This is a genomic window from Novosphingobium sp. NBM11, from assembly GCF_015390225.1.
GTDB lineage: Bacteria > Pseudomonadota > Alphaproteobacteria > Sphingomonadales > Sphingomonadaceae > Novosphingobium.
In genome coordinates this window covers 3796047-3810340 of record NZ_VUOG01000001.1, presented here as the reverse complement: position 1 = coordinate 3810340, position 14294 = coordinate 3796047, and the positions used below count along the sequence as shown (strand labels likewise).

Below are 14294 nucleotides of genomic sequence, written 5' to 3'. Positions count from 1 at the left end.
CCATGGCGAATGATCTTGTGCTGATGAACGACGACAGCGAGCGCGCCGACGCACGCCGCCGGGCGTGGCAGGAAATTCAGGACGCCGTTGCGCCGATCGTGCAGGAGCTACAGCAGCGGGTTTCCGATCGCATGACGAAGCGCAAGCCGATCGAACAACGGTGGCTGGAAGACCTTCGCCAGTACCATGGCGAATACGACGACAGCGTCGACAACGTCCTCAAGGCGGACAAGGAACGGTCCGCCGTCTTCGTGAACATCACCCGGCCCAAGACGAACTCATGGATCGCGCGCCTGTGCGACATGCTGTTCCCGAACGACGAGCGCAACTGGGGCATCGAGCCGACACCGGTGCCAGAACTGACCCGGACCGCCCGCGACATCGCGAAGCAGGCCGAGCAGATGGAGGGGCAGACGCAACAGGTTGTCGATCAGCACAACCAGGCGGTCGAGGCCGGCCAGCCAGGCTTGCCGCAGCAGCAGCTTACCCGTGCCGCCGGCATGGCAGACGTGGCGCAACGCCTGCGCGCACGGGAGAAGCAGGCTCAACTCGACATCGAATATGCGCGTCGCCGCTGCGAGGCGATGCAGCGGGAGATCGACGACCAGTTGACCGAGAGCCGCTATCCGGCGCGATCGCGCGACGTGATCGTCGATGGCTGCAAGGTCGGCATCGGCGTCATGAAAGGCCCGATCGTCAATGACCGGAGCCGCACCATGTGGGTTGGCAGCGGCTCCAACTATACGTTGAAGCGTGACGAGGCTGTCCGCCCGAGCTTCCGCCGCGTCTCGTACTGGCATTTCTTCCCGGACCTCTCCGCCGAGAGCATGGAGGACTGCGAGGACGTGTTCGAGCGGCACTTGCCGAACAAGAAGATGCTCCGCCGCATGGCCCGCGAGATCGGATTCGACAAGGCGTCCGTGCAGGAGTTGCTCAAGGACGGTCCGCGCTCTGCCACCGGCACGAGCGATGACCTGAATTTCATGCGCCAGCTTCGCATGATCGAGGGCACCAACAAGACCTCGGACGCGATCGACGACTTCGCCGACCGGTATGTCGTGTGGGAGTACCATGGCGCGCTGGAGATGGAGCAGGTCGCGAAGATGGTCCGCGCGCTGGGCCGCTTCGAGGACGCGCAGCGCATCGAGGACGAGGGTGACCCGCTCCAGACGATGATGGTCCGCATCTTCTTCTGCGCCGGCCGCCTGCTGCGGATCGACGAAGATTACATCATGGACAGCGGCGAAAGCCTCTATTCGGTGTGGTCGTTCGAGAAGGCCGAGTTGTCGATCCTCGGTGCCGTCGGCGTGCCGCGGCTGATGAAGCACGAGCAGCACATGCTCAATTCGGCCGTCCGCATGATGATGGACAATGCCGCGCTGGCCACCGCGCCGCAGGTCGTCATCGACAAGGAGCAGTTGGAGCCAGAAAACGGCGAGTGGCGGCTTACCCCGCGCAAGATATGGCAGCGGATCAAATCGCGCGTCGCCAGCGCGGGCGCGCGCGAACCCGCGTTCGAGACGCACTTCATCCAGATTAACCAGCAGTTCCTTGCCGCCATCGTCGAGATGGCGCTCAAGTTTGTCGACGAGGCCGTGTCGATGCCGCTTATCGCCCAGGGCGAGCAGGGCGCGCACGTCACGCGCACGTCGTCGGGCATGGCGATGCTGTTCAACTCCGCGAACGTCAACTTCCGCCGCGTCGTCAAGAACTGGGACGACGACATCACGGCCCCGATCATCACGCGCACATATGACTTCAACATGCAGTTCTCCGAGCGCGAGGAGATCAAGGGCGACATGAAGGTCGAGGCGCGCGGCACGTCGGTTCTCTTGGTCCGCGAGGTGCAGGCCGAGCAGCTTACCACCATCCTGCGCGAATGGTCCGTCCATCCGATCCTTGGCGTCGGCTTCCGGGCCTACAACTGCATGAGGATGGTCCTGCAAGCCATGTCCATCAACCCCGACGACATCCTCGTGTCGGAGGAGGAGTACATGCAGAAGCTCAAGGCCATGGCCGAGAGCGGCGGCAAGCAGGATCCCGAACAGGTCCGCGCTGAAACGCAATTGCAGATCGCACAGATGGATGCCGCCAGCCGCAAGGAGGTCGCCGACACCAACGAGCGCATCGCGAACATTCGCGCACAGGCTGAGTTTGCCAAGCTCGCGCAGAACAGGGACATCTCGCTCCAGCAGATCGAGGCCATGTTCCGTTCCAACCAGGACAATCTCGCTGCCAAGGTCGCGGTCGAGCGCATGAAGACGGACAGCAAGGAGCGCAGTCTTGCTGCCGAGATCGCGGTCGAGCGCCAGGCCGCCGAGCAAGCGCGGGCGATGGGCGAGAACCCGACCGGTAGCGGCGGCGCTATCTCCATGGGCGCGCAGCCGATCAGGCAGTCCGCATGATGACCGATGCATCATCGGTCACCTGGGGACGTGTGCGCGATCAGGTCAACGAGGAGATCGAGGGTCTCAAGACCCTCCTCGTCTCGGCTGACATCGACAAGGTTCCGGCGTTGCAAGCCGAGATTCGCGCGCTCCTCTCCATCGTTGATTGGTTCGAAGCCGGTGCGCCAGCAGACAAGCGGATCATCGGCGATGCCAACGGTTACTGACCCCCAAGAGCATGAAGGATATTGACGATGCCCCCTGAAACGGTGCAAACTCCCGACCAATCCGCTGCGGCCGTGGAAACGCCCTCGGCGGAACAGGACTTCGACGCCGCCTTTGATGCGTTGACGGCCGATGCTGATGTCACCCCCGCACCTGCGGCGGTAGACACGGAATCGGAACCGGCACCATCAGCCCCGGCCGCATCCGAAGAACCGGCCCCCGCATCTGCGGCGGCACCTTCCCCAAGCGCGGACGGCAATGCCTCCCCGCAGGGTCAAGCCACCGACGACATCTGGGCAAATGCCCCCGCTGAACTCCGCGAAGCCCATGAAAAGCTGTTGCGGGATGCTGAATTGAGGGTCCGCTCGGCCAATGGCCGGGTCTCCGCTCTGAACCGCCAGTTGCAGAATTACCGGCAACAGGGCGAACAGACCGGGACGGAACCGCAGGGACAGCAGCAGCGGGAAACGCAGACGCAGGAACCTTCGGCGCAGCCAGGTCAAATTGACCTCAACGCCGATCAGTACCAGCGGTTGCGTGAGGAGTTCCCCGAAGTCGCTGGTCCGCTTCTCGACCTCGCTGCCAAACAGAACGCCGTGATCGAACGCCTCATGCAATCGGCCGGTGCATTCGAGCAGCAGCAGGTGAGCGCGGTCATCAGCGAACAGGAACGGCTCCTCTCCGAGCAGCACCCGGACTGGAATCAGGTGACGCAGGACGACCGGTTCGGCGGATGGCTGGAAACCCAGCCGACCTCCATCAAGCAGGCTCTCCAGCGGAACTTCGATGCGATCGTCGATGGCCCGGATGCAGCGCTGGTGATCGGCAAGTTCAAGCAGGACATGGGCATCGGGACCGCAACGCCGTCCCCCACCCCAACCCCCGCTCCGACACCGTCACAGGACGAGCGCCGCCAACGGCAGATTGCCAGCGGCCGCGACCCCGGACGGACCCCGCCACCCGTGCAGTCAGGCATCCCGGACGACTTCGACGCTGCCGTGGATGCGTTCAACGCGCGCCGCGAACGGCAGCAGCAACAGCGATAGCGGCACCATGCATGTCGTGGTGCCCGCCTGAAACGGGGCCACGACCATGGCAATTACCACTTTCGGCGACATCAGCCCGCGTACTGCGGCTTACGCCTACACCCAGTTCCTTTCCCACGTCACGCCGGTGCAGGTGCTGTGCCGCTTCGGGCAGCTCAAGGGCATTCCGAAGAACAAGAGCACGACGGTCAAGTTCCGTCGCGCGATCCCCTATCCCGCCGTCACCTCGCCGCTGCAGGAAGGCGTCACGCCGTCCGTCAGTGGCACCAGCTTCGAGGACGTGACCTGCACGCTCCAGCAGTGGGGCGACGTGCATGGCCTGACCGACGTCATCGAGGACACGCACGAAGACCCCGTGCTTGACCAGATGATGATGCTGACCGGCGAGCAGGCGGGTGCGACGACCGAGCAGGTCGTCTACAACGTGCTCAAGGGCGGCACCTCCGTCTACTACGCCAATGGCGCGTCGCGCGCGGCCGTCAACACCGCGATCAGCATCAACAAGATGCGTGCGATCGTGCGGACGCTCCAGCGCAACAAGGCCAAGCCAATCACGACGGTCCTTTCGCCGTCGACCAACATCGGCACCAGTGCGGTCGAAGCGGCCTATGTCGCCATCGGCCACACCGACCTTGCGCCGGACATCCGCGCGCTGCCCGGTTTCGTGCCGGTCGCGAAGTACGGTCAGATGCGTCCCATCTGCCCCGAGGAAATTGGCGCGGTCGAAAACGTCCGCTTCATCCTCTCGCCCGACCTGGCACCGATCCCGGATGCTGGCGGCGCGGCCGGCGGCCTCGTCCTCTCGACGAGCGGGACCAACGCCGACGTCTATCCGATTCTCGTGCTGGGCCAGGAGGCGTTCGGCCTCACCCCGCTCAAGAACCAGAAGACCAAGGAGGGCAACAACCTCGCGGTCGTGCCGACGGTCATCAACCCCGGCAACCCGACCAAGGACGACCCGCTCGGCCAGCGCGGGTTCGTTGGCTGGAAGGCATGGTTCGCCGCCGTGCGTCTCAACGAGACGTGGATGATCCGCTTCGAGGTCGCTGCCTCGGCACTGTGATCGGAACCCGCCGGTGTGATGCCGGCGGGGCTTCCCTTGAACGCCACTCCATAGAGGACAAGGAACATGGCATCTGAAACCAAGGTCGGCACCTATGTCGGCAACGGCACGGCCCTGAACATCGAACTCGGCTGGACGCCCGATTACGTCAAGGTCGTCAATCTGACCGATGGCGACGACGCCTGGGAATACTTCCCCGGCATGGCGGCGGGCCATGCGATCTACACCCGCACGGTCACCGACAACGCGACCACGGGCAACGCGAGCATGTCGCGCATCACCAGCAACGGCATCTCGCCGCGCAACCCGACCGACTTCTCGGGCAAGAAGGGCTTCACCGCCGGTTCGGCCCTGTCGGAGAACGGCAAGACGTTCGGCTACATCGCCGTCCGCAACGCCGAATACTGATCGTTCGCAGCAACACCCTCGCGCTTTCGGGCGCGGGGGTTTCTGCCGTTCCACGAAAGGCAAGCATCATGGCCAGTCCCTGCTACCGCATTCGCCGTCCCGACGGCCCCGGCATCCCGGCCGCTCCCCATCTCACGATCAACGGCAAGACCAAGCATCTGCCGTTCGATACCGATCTCGAACTCACGGACGATGAACTCGCTGTCGCGCGCGACGCGGGCATCGATCTTGTCCCCGTGCCGTCGGATGAACCGTCGTCCGACGAACCCGCTTCGCCTCCCGCCGAAAGCGGTGACGGCGGCGACGCCACTGTCAACCCGGGGGGCGCTGGCAGTGGCGTCGATACCTTCGACGCCGAACCGATCATCGCCGGCACCATCGCCGACGTGACCGCCCGGCTGGCCGGCTTGTCCGCCGATCAGCTTGACGCCGTCGCCAAGGCCGAACTCGACCGCGAACAGCCGCGCTCGGGCGTCGCCAAGGCGATCGAGGAGGCCAAGGCCAACCTCAACAAGCCGGCTGAATAACCGGCTCCAAGCCCCCCAGCACTCACGAGGAGTCCCCCATGAACGACCTGACCACCACGCCGAAGCCCGATCGCGTCAAGATCGATGACGCCGAGTTCGAGACGCTCAAGCATTTCGCGACCGTCATTCTCGGTATCGAGATCAAGGACGGCACAAACGGCGCGCAGATTCGCGCGAAAATCCGTGCAGCGATGCCCAATGCCGACACGATTCCCCTGCCCCCGCCTCCTCCGGAACCGATCGTGCCGCCGGTGGCTCTGACCAATCCGATCGTGCAGCAGGCATTGGCCAACCCGGTCAAGGACGAAAACCCGCTCGCGCGCCCGGCCGCCGTCAGCCTGCCGGCATCCGCTGAACTCCAGCACGCAAGCCGCGATCCCAAGGTCGGAATCCGGTTCCACAAGACCGACGACAAGCGCCGGTCACGCGATGTGACCATCGGCGTCAATGGCGACATCTACCGGTGTCAGCGCGGCGTGGACGTCAAAATCCCGTATCGCGTCTACCTCGCCGTGCTTGATGCCAAGGAGCATATCGCGGTGGATTCCGACGAGATCAACCCCGCGACCGGCGAGCCGTTCAAGGTGTGGGAGGAGGTCTACAGCTACCCCTTCACCGTCAACTCGATGCCATCGGATGCCGAGATCAACGACTGGCTGGCGCGCACGGGCGCGGGCTTCAAGAACGCGGCCTGACGGGGAGCGGCGCGGTGTCGACGTTCATTCAACTGGTCAACGACGTCGAGCGTGAAAGCGGCACGGTGAACCAGGCGCAACGCCTGACCACCGTTGCCGGCGCGCGCGGGCGGCAGGAGAAGATCGTCCAATGGACGGCCCAGGCATGGGCGGAAATTCAGCGCGAGCGTCGCGACTGGACGTTCATGCGCAAGCGCTTCCTCCATGCGGTGACCAGTGGCGTGGCGTCGTACACCGCCGCCGATCTCGGCATTACCGACTTCGGCGGCTGGATGCCCGAAGCAGACAATTTCCAGCCTTTCACGATCTACGAAACCGCCAAGGGCCGGCAGGATGAAACACGCCTGAAAATCCTGCCCTTCAATGCGTGGCTGACAGCTTACGACGTCGGCGCGCATGATGCGCAGCGCCCCAACTACATCGCCATCGGCTTCGACCGATCGCTCAATCTCGGCCCGACGCCGGATCGCGCATACACCCTGCGCGGCTGGTATCGCCGATCGATCCAGATGCTCGCAGCGGACAACGATACCCCGTTCATCGACGAGCAGTTTCACAATGCGATCGTGTGGCGCGCGCTGATGCTCCTGGGCGAGCACGATGAAGCGACATTCCCGATCGCAGCGGCGCAGTCGAAGGCCCGTGTGCAGCATTCGGCGATGCTCCGCGAATTCACCCCACAGGTTGAAACATGAGCCAGATTCCGGCCACGTTCGCGTTCGGCGGCGGCCTCGATACCAACAGCCCCGCCGTGGCAGTGCCGCCCGGCGCGCTGATCTCCGGCATCAACTATGAGCCGCTGGCCGAAGGCTATGGCCGTATCGAAGGCTACGAGAGGTTCGATGGGAAGACCGCACCGTCGGCCGCGCAGTTCTGGACGCTGGACTTCGACAATGGCGCACTGCCGATCGCGGATGGCGACACCGTAACGGGTGCAACGTCGGGCGCAACGGGTGTCGTCATCGCTCCGGCCGTCGGCTTCACGGGTAGCTGGGATGCCCACACCGCCGCCGGCACTCTCCTGCTGGCGTCCGTGAGCGGCCAGTTTCAGGACAACGAGGTCATCAAGGTTGGTGGCGCGGCGCACGCGCAGGCGGACGGCCCGAGCGTGGCAGACAGCGCGCCGACGGAAGACCTGCGATCGGCGTGGAAGAAGCTCGCCATCCAGTATCATCGCTCGATCATCGGCAAGGTGCCGGGCGAAGGGCCGGTGCGCGGCGTCGCAGTGCTTTCGGGCGTGGTGTACGCCTGGCGCGACAACATCGGGGCTACCAAGAGCATCTGCTACCGCGCCACGGCGGCCGGCTGGGTCCAGTTGCCATCGCTGACGCGCGTTCCCTTCCAGCTTGGCAAGGAGGACATCTTCGCGGGCGACGTGGTCACCGGCGCGACGTCGGGCACGTCGGCGCGTGTGATCGACGCGGTCGTCGAGGATGGCAGCACGACGGATGACGATGCCACTGGCTACCTCGTCGTGGCGGACGTGACCGGAGCATTCTACTCTGGCGAGCGGCTCTATGTCGGCGCAACCGACTGCGCGGAAGCGGGCGTGACGACCGTCTACAGCCTGTCCGCCGGCGGGCGCTATCGCACGATCAACCACAACTTCTACGGCGCGGCGAACCTCTATCGGCTCTACGGCGTCAACGGAACCGGCAAGGCGTTCGAGCTGGTGCCCGGTGAGGGTGTCATCACGATCGACACGGGCATGACGGACGATCGCCCGCAGCGCGTGTTCGAGATCAACAATCACCTGGGCCTGATCTTCCCGGGCGGATCGGTGCAGTTCTCCGGCACGCTCGAACCGCGCGCATGGTCTGCGATCCTTGGCGCGGGCGAGATCGGCTTCGGAACGAACGTTACCGACGTCATCCAGGCGAACGCCACGGCCGTCACCATCTTCGGCGAGCAGAAGATCGGCGTGCTGCAGGGCACGGACAAAGAGAATTTCGCGCTCGACACCCTGACGGAAGAAGCCGGTTGCGATGCGGATTCGGCGCAGCAGATCGGCCAGACGGTCTACATCGACGCGCGCGGCCTGCGCTCGCTGACCGCGACACAGGCATTCGGCAACTTCAAGGCCGGTGCCCTGTCCGGGCGGTTCGAGGCGTATTTCCGCTCCAAGCGCAAGGCGAAGACCAGCATCATCGGCTCCTACGTCTGCAAGACCAAGAGCCAGTACCGTCTGGTGTGGGACGATGGGACGGGCCTATCGGTCTACATGGGCGGCAAGACGCCCGAGGCGATCCCGTTCACCCTGGGCGACATGGTGCCGACCTGCTTTGGTGGCGGCGAGCTTGATGACGGCGAGGGCATCTTCTGCGGCGGCGCGGATGGATATGTCTATCGCCTCGACAGCGGGAACAGCTTCGACGGAGATTACATCCGGGGCTTCTGCATGACGCCCTTCAATCACTTCGGCAGCGGCGAGCAGGACTGGCGATTCCACAAGACCGTGCTGGAGTTGCAGGCACCCGCCAGCGCGCACATCTCGATCATCGCGCAGTTCAACTATGGCGATGGCGAGAACCCCATCTCCGGCGAGCGCAATTTCACCGTCTCGCTGACCGAGAGCCATGCCCAGGACTTCGTCATCTCGGCCGGTGGCGGCTTGTGGGACAGCGCGCAATGGAACGAGTTCTACTGGTCCGCGCCGGTGGAAGGGCGGGCAGAGTGCGACATTGACGGGATCGGGCGCAACGCGAGCTTCATCTTCGCCACCGTGGCCGACATCGATGAGCCGCCGCATATCCTCCAAGCCTACAAGGTCTGGCGCTCGCCACGGAGGATGCTGCGGTGACGAACCCCTACTACAATCCGAAGAACCTGACCCCTCACACCACGGCGACGGCTGAACAGGTCAACGCCGAGTTCGACAAGATCAGGGCCGCGTTTGAAAAGTTGCCGGCCCCGACCGCGATTCCTGCTGGCGGCGGCGCACCCAACTACACCCATTACGCCTATGCCGACAGCGCCGACGGGACATCGAATTTCACCACGGGCGCGCCGGGCAACCGATCGTTCATCGGCGTCGCGGTCAACCAGCCAACGCCCACGCCGAGCGAGCATCCCGAGGACTATACCTGGGCAAAGTTCCGCGGTGCCGACGGTCAGAACGGTCAGGATGGGGCGAACGGTACGGGCGCAATCGTCGCCTACCTGACCAGCGAATACTTCCCCCTGCCCGCGAACACGGCCGGCGCAGTCACCAGCTATGCCGGGGCCAGCACGTCGATGCGGGTATTTGCCGGTTCGGCCGACGTCTCGTCGTTCTTCACGGTCTCCGTGCAGGCGAACCCTCAAGCCCTGACCGTCACGATCACCGGCAACACCGCATCGGTATCCGGCGGCCTTGATGTCGGGGAAGCGAATGCATCGCTGACGCTGCGCGCGACCGGCACCGATCAGTTCCTCGGGATCAGTGTCGACAAGGTGTTCCGCCTCGGCAAGATCATCCCCGGCGCGCCAGGTACGGATGGCCTAAACGGCACGGATGGCGCGACGCTCTATACGTGGATCGCCTACGCCGACAGCGCGGACGGCACGGTCAACTTCACGAACGGCGTCCCTGACAATCGCGGCTTTCAGGGCCTCGCGGTCAACAAGACCATGCCAGTCGAGAGCACGAATCCGGCCGATTACACATGGTCGCCCTATCGCGGCCCGGCAACCTTCGGGCTTGTGGCACAGGCGAACGTCGTCATCGGCCCGGATTACGTCGTCAAGACCGGCGCGACAGGCGCATGGGACGGAAGCGCCTATTCCTCGGAAGGGTGTGCCGGCGGTGCCGTTGTATCCTGCAAGGCGGCCACGTCCACAGAGGAATTCGTGATCGGTCTCAACACCGATCCGACGACGAACACGCACAAGGACTCGATCGATTACGCCCTGCGCCTGACCACCGGCGGCGGGCTCTATGCGTCGGAAAGCGGATCGGAAACGAACCTCGGCACCTATGCCGCAGGCGACGTGCTGCAGATCGCCTATGACAGCAAGCGCGTCACCTACCTCAAGAACGGAAACGTGCTGCGGCAGATCGCGGCAACAAGCGGCCTGACCCTGTACCTTGATACGTCGCTGCTGACACAGGGCAAACGGATCAGCAACATCCGGTTCTATCCGCAGGGTTCCGCTGGCCTCGATGGCACGAACGGCGCGCCCGGCACCGATGGCACGACCTTCTATGTCTGGTACGCCTATGCCGACAGCGCGGACGGTGCAGTCAATTTCACGACGGGTTCACCGTCCGGCCGCGTCTACCAGGGCATCGCCACAGGCAAGACCACGCCGACCGAGAGCACCAACCCGGCCGATTACAACTGGATGCCCTACGCCGGCCCGCCCAACTTCGGCCTGGCGGCGGCGAACGGCGCGGAGGTCGCTGGGGCGAAGGTCATCAACCGGACCGGCACCGGCTGGGCGGCGCAGGTCTATTCGACCGAGAGCTACGTCGGTGGCGCGTCGGTGTCCTTCAAGCCGGAGTTGAACAGCGGCGGCTACTACGGCGGCGTCATGCTCGGGCTCAACACCGATCCGGCAACGGCGTCATGGGAATCGCTCGATTATGCCCTCTACCTCGAATACGGCAGCGGCGTTCTCTACGCGGCAGAGAGCGGGGCGCTTATCAGCCTTGGCTATTACGTCTCCACCGACACGTTCGCCGTTCACTACGACGGGTCTAATGTCAGGTACTACAAGAATGGGGCGGTGCAGCGGACGGTGTCCGCGTCCGCCGGCATCCGGTTCTTCCTCGACAGCGCAATGTCGGTTGGCGGCGTCTGTGCGAGCATCACCGGCTGGGCGGCGGCTGGCGCAGTTGGTCCGACAGGTCCGACCGGAGCCACTGGCGCAACCGGTGCGACCGGTGCGCAGGGCGCGGCCGCGATCGGCTTTGTGCAGGATGCTACCCCCGGCGCAGGCGCGTTCATTAGCCAGACATGGTATCGGCCGACGTCGAAGGAATGGTATCGCTGGGACGGCTCGAACTGGGTCAAAATCCTTGGCGCATTGTCGGCGCAAGACCTGATCGCGGACAGCGCGTATCTTGCCAATGGCGTCATCATTTCCGCAAAAATTGGCGACCTGCAAGTAGACAATGCAAAGATTGCAAATCTGACCCTCACCACGGGAAAGATTGCAAATGATCAAGTTACATTAGCGATGCAGGCTTACAATGCCTCATCGTTCTATGCTTATGATTACACGAATACTTATTGGAATGTAATTCAGTTTGATGTCTCGATGGATTACGACGGCGATATTCTTCTAATGACCGCCGTGAAGCAAGGCTATTCTTCCACGGCCAGAACATGGAATGCCCAAATAAAAGTCGGGTCAACGGTCGTCGGACGTTCCGGCGGCGGGTCAGCCATGTCGGATAGCTTCGCCATCATTGGAAAGCTCGCCGTCTCCGCTGGAACATACACCGTGACGCTCACCTGGTACGCGGCTGATAGCACCATGTCGATCGGTGTCGGCGATGCCTCCCTCGTGGCGTTCAGGAGGTACAAATGAGCTTCGTCGTCATCGGCCAGCCGGGCCAGCCGCCGCGCTTGCTCATCCCCGCCGATGAGGCTGATCGCTGGGACAGCCGTAACGTGATGGAGGGCGAGGTCGTCCTCGAATGCGAAGCGCCCGGTGACTTCGTCATCGCGGCCGACGGGTTCGGGCTTGAGCCGCGTGCATGGCCGCTGGCGCTCCTCAAGGAACAGGCAGCAGGGGCAATATCGGCAAAGTTCCGTGCCGTCATGGCCGCCGGCTGCAACACGCCGAAGGGTCGCGCGGACTGCGATGATGTCGCGCAGCAGCGCGTAACCAGCGCTGTGTTGATGGCAGACAAGGCCGAAGCCATGGGTCTCCCGGATACGCCGGTGCTCTGGACCATGTTCGACAAGACCGTGGCCCCCCATAGCCGCGTCGATCTCGCCATGCTCGGCCTTGCGATTGGCGCGCAGATGCAGGCGGCATTCGTGCGCAAGCAGGAGTTGGAGGCGGCCGTCGAAGCAGCGCCCGATTATGCTGCGCTGGCGGCCGTTGCCATCGATCGGGGGTGGCCAACGTGACGCCGCCCTTTCACGCGCGGCTGGGAGAATCGGCGCTGGCCATATTCAGCGCTCTGGACATCTTCATGGGCGCAATCTGGAAAGGCGCGCTCTACCCGTTCGGGCTGGCAGACAAGCCCACCGGACGAGAATTCATCAGCACGATATGCGGCAAGGCGGCGGCCAACGGCCACCGCTGGGGCCGCCTTGCTTCCGCCGCGATCGATTGGGCTGCGGTCCGCCTGGGTGATGCCGCGCACCATTGCCAGCGGATGTACGAGAAGTACGACGGGATCGATAATTGACCGTATCCGATGTTCCACAAGGGCTAGAATTTTCCTATACCGATCAAGACAGCGAGGATCGCTCCATGCAAACCGAGGAAACCACCCGCGTGACAAGGGCCGAATGGATCGCCGCTGCGGCGTTGGTCATCTCGATTCTGCAAGGCGCATATGTCGCAGGGATCGAAGTCCAGCGCCTCAATGACCACGACAGGCGGCTTGCCAACATGGAGGAGCAGCAGGACCGGTCTGCTGGGAAGATCGAGCAACTCCTCGTCACCGTGGCGCGAATCGACGCGAACGTCTCCACCCTCGCCGATGATCGCGCTCGCGAGCGCTAGCAGAAAGGCAACTGATATGAGCGCGCTTGGCCCCATCAAGTACCTGACTATTCACTGCGCCGCGACGCCGGAAGGCCGCGACGTGAAGGCCGCCACCATCAGCCAGTGGGACAAGGACAAGTTCGGCCAGGTGTCCTACCACCACGTCATCGAGATCGATGGCAATGCCGTCCGCACCCTGGGCGACGACACCAAGGGCGCGCACGTCGGCGGCGCGAACACCGGCAATATCGGCATCTGCTATGTCGGCGGCGTCGACAAGGCTGGCCAGCCGAAGGACACGCGCACGACCGCGCAGAAGCAGGCGCTCGCGGCGCTCGTGCGCAAGTATCAGGCGGCCTACCCCAACATCATCGTGCGCGGACATCGCGACTGGCCGGGCGTCAAAAAAGCCTGCCCCAGCTTCGACGTGGCGGCATGGCTCAAAGCGGGGATGCCATCGTGATGAACCTGCCCAAATTCCGGCCCACAACGATCGCAGGCGGCGGCATGTTCGCCCTCACCCTGATCGTACTGGGCATGATCGCGTGCAAGCCCGAACTCACCAAGGACGACCTGTTCAAGTCGCTGTCCCAGGCGATCGTTGTGCAGGGCCTAATCGGGCTGTGCGTGGCCAGCTACTTCACGCGCCGCAGCGCGGATAGCAGCAAGCAGGAGCCTGATGAATGATTGCGCGATTGCTCGGCCTCGTCGAACTGCCGGATTGGGTACGTCATGTCGTTGACGTGCTGGCTGGCGTACTGCTGCTGGCCATTATCGTCGGATTCTGGCTGCGCGCCCATGACAACGCCGTGATCGACAAGCACGAGGCCAAGGTTAGCCAGCAGGTGCAGACCATGTCCAGCGCTGGCGCTGCCGACGCCAGCGCGGTCGTGGCCCAATCGAAGCAGGAAGTGGAGACCTCCAATGCGAAAGCCCGCACTGCTGCCGCTGGCAGCGATGACCCTCTGCGCGCTGGCCTTGACAGCCTGCGGCACGACAACCCGCCTCGCCCCGCTGCCCACTGACCTGACGTCCTGCGACGCAGAACCGGTTGCCCCCGAGATCCCCGCGATCGACTGGAGCAGCATCGAGGCCGCCCGTGCCTCGGTAGGGTTGCGGGACCGGCTGACGCTGGACTTCATCCTTGCGCTGCGCTCGGCCGGCGGGAGTTGCCGCAGCAAAGTCGCCGGGAGCGCCGCATGGAACGCGCGCGTCTCTGGTGTCGCCAACAAATAATCGGATACCGCGCATTACAGGGCAGGCGGGAATTGTCGGATACCGATATTTGAGATAGG

Annotated in this window: 16 protein-coding genes; all 16 read left to right on the top strand. The window is 64.0% G+C overall.

What is annotated here, in order from left to right; translation table 11 throughout:
* The first annotated feature begins 2 nt into the window (after positions 1-2).
* Entirely contained in the window at positions 3-2405 is a 2403-nt protein-coding gene (locus F1640_RS18345; RefSeq protein ID WP_194920587.1) for a hypothetical protein, read from the top strand.
* Positions 2402-2614, top strand: coding sequence for a hypothetical protein (locus F1640_RS18340; protein ID WP_194920586.1), 213 nt, complete (start codon positions 2402-2404; stop codon positions 2612-2614). The genes F1640_RS18345 and F1640_RS18340 overlap by 4 nt, the downstream gene beginning before the upstream one ends.
* Before the next feature lie 27 nt (positions 2615-2641).
* Positions 2642-3658, top strand: coding sequence for a hypothetical protein (locus tag F1640_RS18335; RefSeq protein ID WP_194920585.1), 1017 nt, complete (start codon positions 2642-2644; stop codon positions 3656-3658).
* A gap of 46 nt (positions 3659-3704) precedes the next feature.
* Positions 3705-4721 (top strand): N4-gp56 family major capsid protein, encoded by a 1017-nt coding sequence (locus tag F1640_RS18330; RefSeq protein ID WP_194920583.1) that lies wholly within the window; start codon positions 3705-3707, stop codon positions 4719-4721.
* 66 nt (positions 4722-4787) lie between these two features.
* Positions 4788-5129: a hypothetical protein gene (locus F1640_RS18325; protein ID WP_194920576.1), complete on the top strand. Its 342-nt coding sequence runs from the start codon at positions 4788-4790 to the stop codon at positions 5127-5129.
* Positions 5130-5197: 68 nt separating this feature from the next.
* Positions 5198-5656, top strand: coding sequence for a hypothetical protein (locus tag F1640_RS18320; protein ID WP_194920573.1), 459 nt, complete (start codon positions 5198-5200; stop codon positions 5654-5656).
* A gap of 38 nt (positions 5657-5694) precedes the next feature.
* Entirely contained in the window at positions 5695-6351 is a 657-nt protein-coding gene (locus F1640_RS18315; RefSeq protein WP_194920571.1) for a hypothetical protein, read from the top strand.
* Between the two features lie 14 nt (positions 6352-6365).
* Positions 6366-7046 (top strand): hypothetical protein, encoded by a 681-nt coding sequence (locus F1640_RS18310; protein WP_194920569.1) that lies wholly within the window; start codon positions 6366-6368, stop codon positions 7044-7046.
* Positions 7043-9151 carry a hypothetical protein gene (locus F1640_RS18305; protein WP_194920567.1) on the top strand — a complete coding sequence of 703 codons (2109 nt, stop codon included), beginning with the start codon at positions 7043-7045 and terminating at the stop codon, positions 9149-9151. Before F1640_RS18310 ends, F1640_RS18305 begins: the two co-directional genes overlap by 4 nt.
* Positions 9148-11865, top strand: coding sequence for a hypothetical protein (locus F1640_RS18300; protein WP_194920565.1), 2718 nt, complete (start codon positions 9148-9150; stop codon positions 11863-11865). Before F1640_RS18305 ends, F1640_RS18300 begins: the two co-directional genes overlap by 4 nt.
* A complete protein-coding gene (locus F1640_RS18295; protein WP_194920564.1) occupies positions 11862-12413 on the top strand; it encodes a DUF4376 domain-containing protein in 552 nt (183 codons plus the stop codon). The genes F1640_RS18300 and F1640_RS18295 overlap by 4 nt, the downstream gene beginning before the upstream one ends.
* Positions 12410-12697 (top strand): hypothetical protein, encoded by a 288-nt coding sequence (locus F1640_RS18290; protein ID WP_194920562.1) that lies wholly within the window; start codon positions 12410-12412, stop codon positions 12695-12697. The genes F1640_RS18295 and F1640_RS18290 overlap by 4 nt, the downstream gene beginning before the upstream one ends.
* Positions 12694-13017: a hypothetical protein gene (locus F1640_RS18285; RefSeq protein WP_194920559.1), complete on the top strand. Its 324-nt coding sequence runs from the start codon at positions 12694-12696 to the stop codon at positions 13015-13017. The genes F1640_RS18290 and F1640_RS18285 overlap by 4 nt, the downstream gene beginning before the upstream one ends.
* Positions 13018-13033: 16 nt before the next feature.
* Positions 13034-13462 (top strand): N-acetylmuramoyl-L-alanine amidase, encoded by a 429-nt coding sequence (locus tag F1640_RS18280; protein WP_194920558.1) that lies wholly within the window; start codon positions 13034-13036, stop codon positions 13460-13462.
* Positions 13459-13686 (top strand): hypothetical protein, encoded by a 228-nt coding sequence (locus F1640_RS18275; protein WP_194920552.1) that lies wholly within the window; start codon positions 13459-13461, stop codon positions 13684-13686. The genes F1640_RS18280 and F1640_RS18275 overlap by 4 nt, the downstream gene beginning before the upstream one ends.
* The gene (locus F1640_RS18270; protein ID WP_194920551.1) at positions 13683-14024 is read left to right on the top strand and encodes a hypothetical protein; all 342 of its coding nucleotides are present in this window, start codon (positions 13683-13685) and stop codon (positions 14022-14024) included. The genes F1640_RS18275 and F1640_RS18270 overlap by 4 nt, the downstream gene beginning before the upstream one ends.
* The last annotated feature ends 270 nt before the right edge of the window (positions 14025-14294 follow it).

What these genes read in the sequence shown, in the direction of transcription:
- F1640_RS18335 (WP_194920585.1), top strand. Translation starts at nt 2,642, where the DNA reads ATGCCCCCTGAAACGGTGCAAACTCCCGACCAATCCGCTGCGGCCGTG.
- F1640_RS18295 (WP_194920564.1), top strand. Translation starts at nt 11,862, where the DNA reads ATGAGCTTCGTCGTCATCGGCCAGCCGGGCCAGCCGCCGCGCTTGCTC.
- F1640_RS18270 (WP_194920551.1), top strand. Translation starts at nt 13,683, where the DNA reads ATGATTGCGCGATTGCTCGGCCTCGTCGAACTGCCGGATTGGGTACGT.
- F1640_RS18330 (WP_194920583.1), top strand. Translation starts at nt 3,705, where the DNA reads ATGGCAATTACCACTTTCGGCGACATCAGCCCGCGTACTGCGGCTTAC.
- F1640_RS18305 (WP_194920567.1), top strand. Translation starts at nt 7,043, where the DNA reads ATGAGCCAGATTCCGGCCACGTTCGCGTTCGGCGGCGGCCTCGATACC.
- F1640_RS18340 (WP_194920586.1), top strand. Translation starts at nt 2,402, where the DNA reads ATGATGACCGATGCATCATCGGTCACCTGGGGACGTGTGCGCGATCAG.
- F1640_RS18280 (WP_194920558.1), top strand. Translation starts at nt 13,034, where the DNA reads ATGAGCGCGCTTGGCCCCATCAAGTACCTGACTATTCACTGCGCCGCG.
- F1640_RS18325 (WP_194920576.1), top strand. Translation starts at nt 4,788, where the DNA reads ATGGCATCTGAAACCAAGGTCGGCACCTATGTCGGCAACGGCACGGCC.
- F1640_RS18320 (WP_194920573.1), top strand. Translation starts at nt 5,198, where the DNA reads ATGGCCAGTCCCTGCTACCGCATTCGCCGTCCCGACGGCCCCGGCATC.
- F1640_RS18345 (WP_194920587.1), top strand. Translation starts at nt 3, where the DNA reads ATGGCGAATGATCTTGTGCTGATGAACGACGACAGCGAGCGCGCCGAC.
- F1640_RS18315 (WP_194920571.1), top strand. Translation starts at nt 5,695, where the DNA reads ATGAACGACCTGACCACCACGCCGAAGCCCGATCGCGTCAAGATCGAT.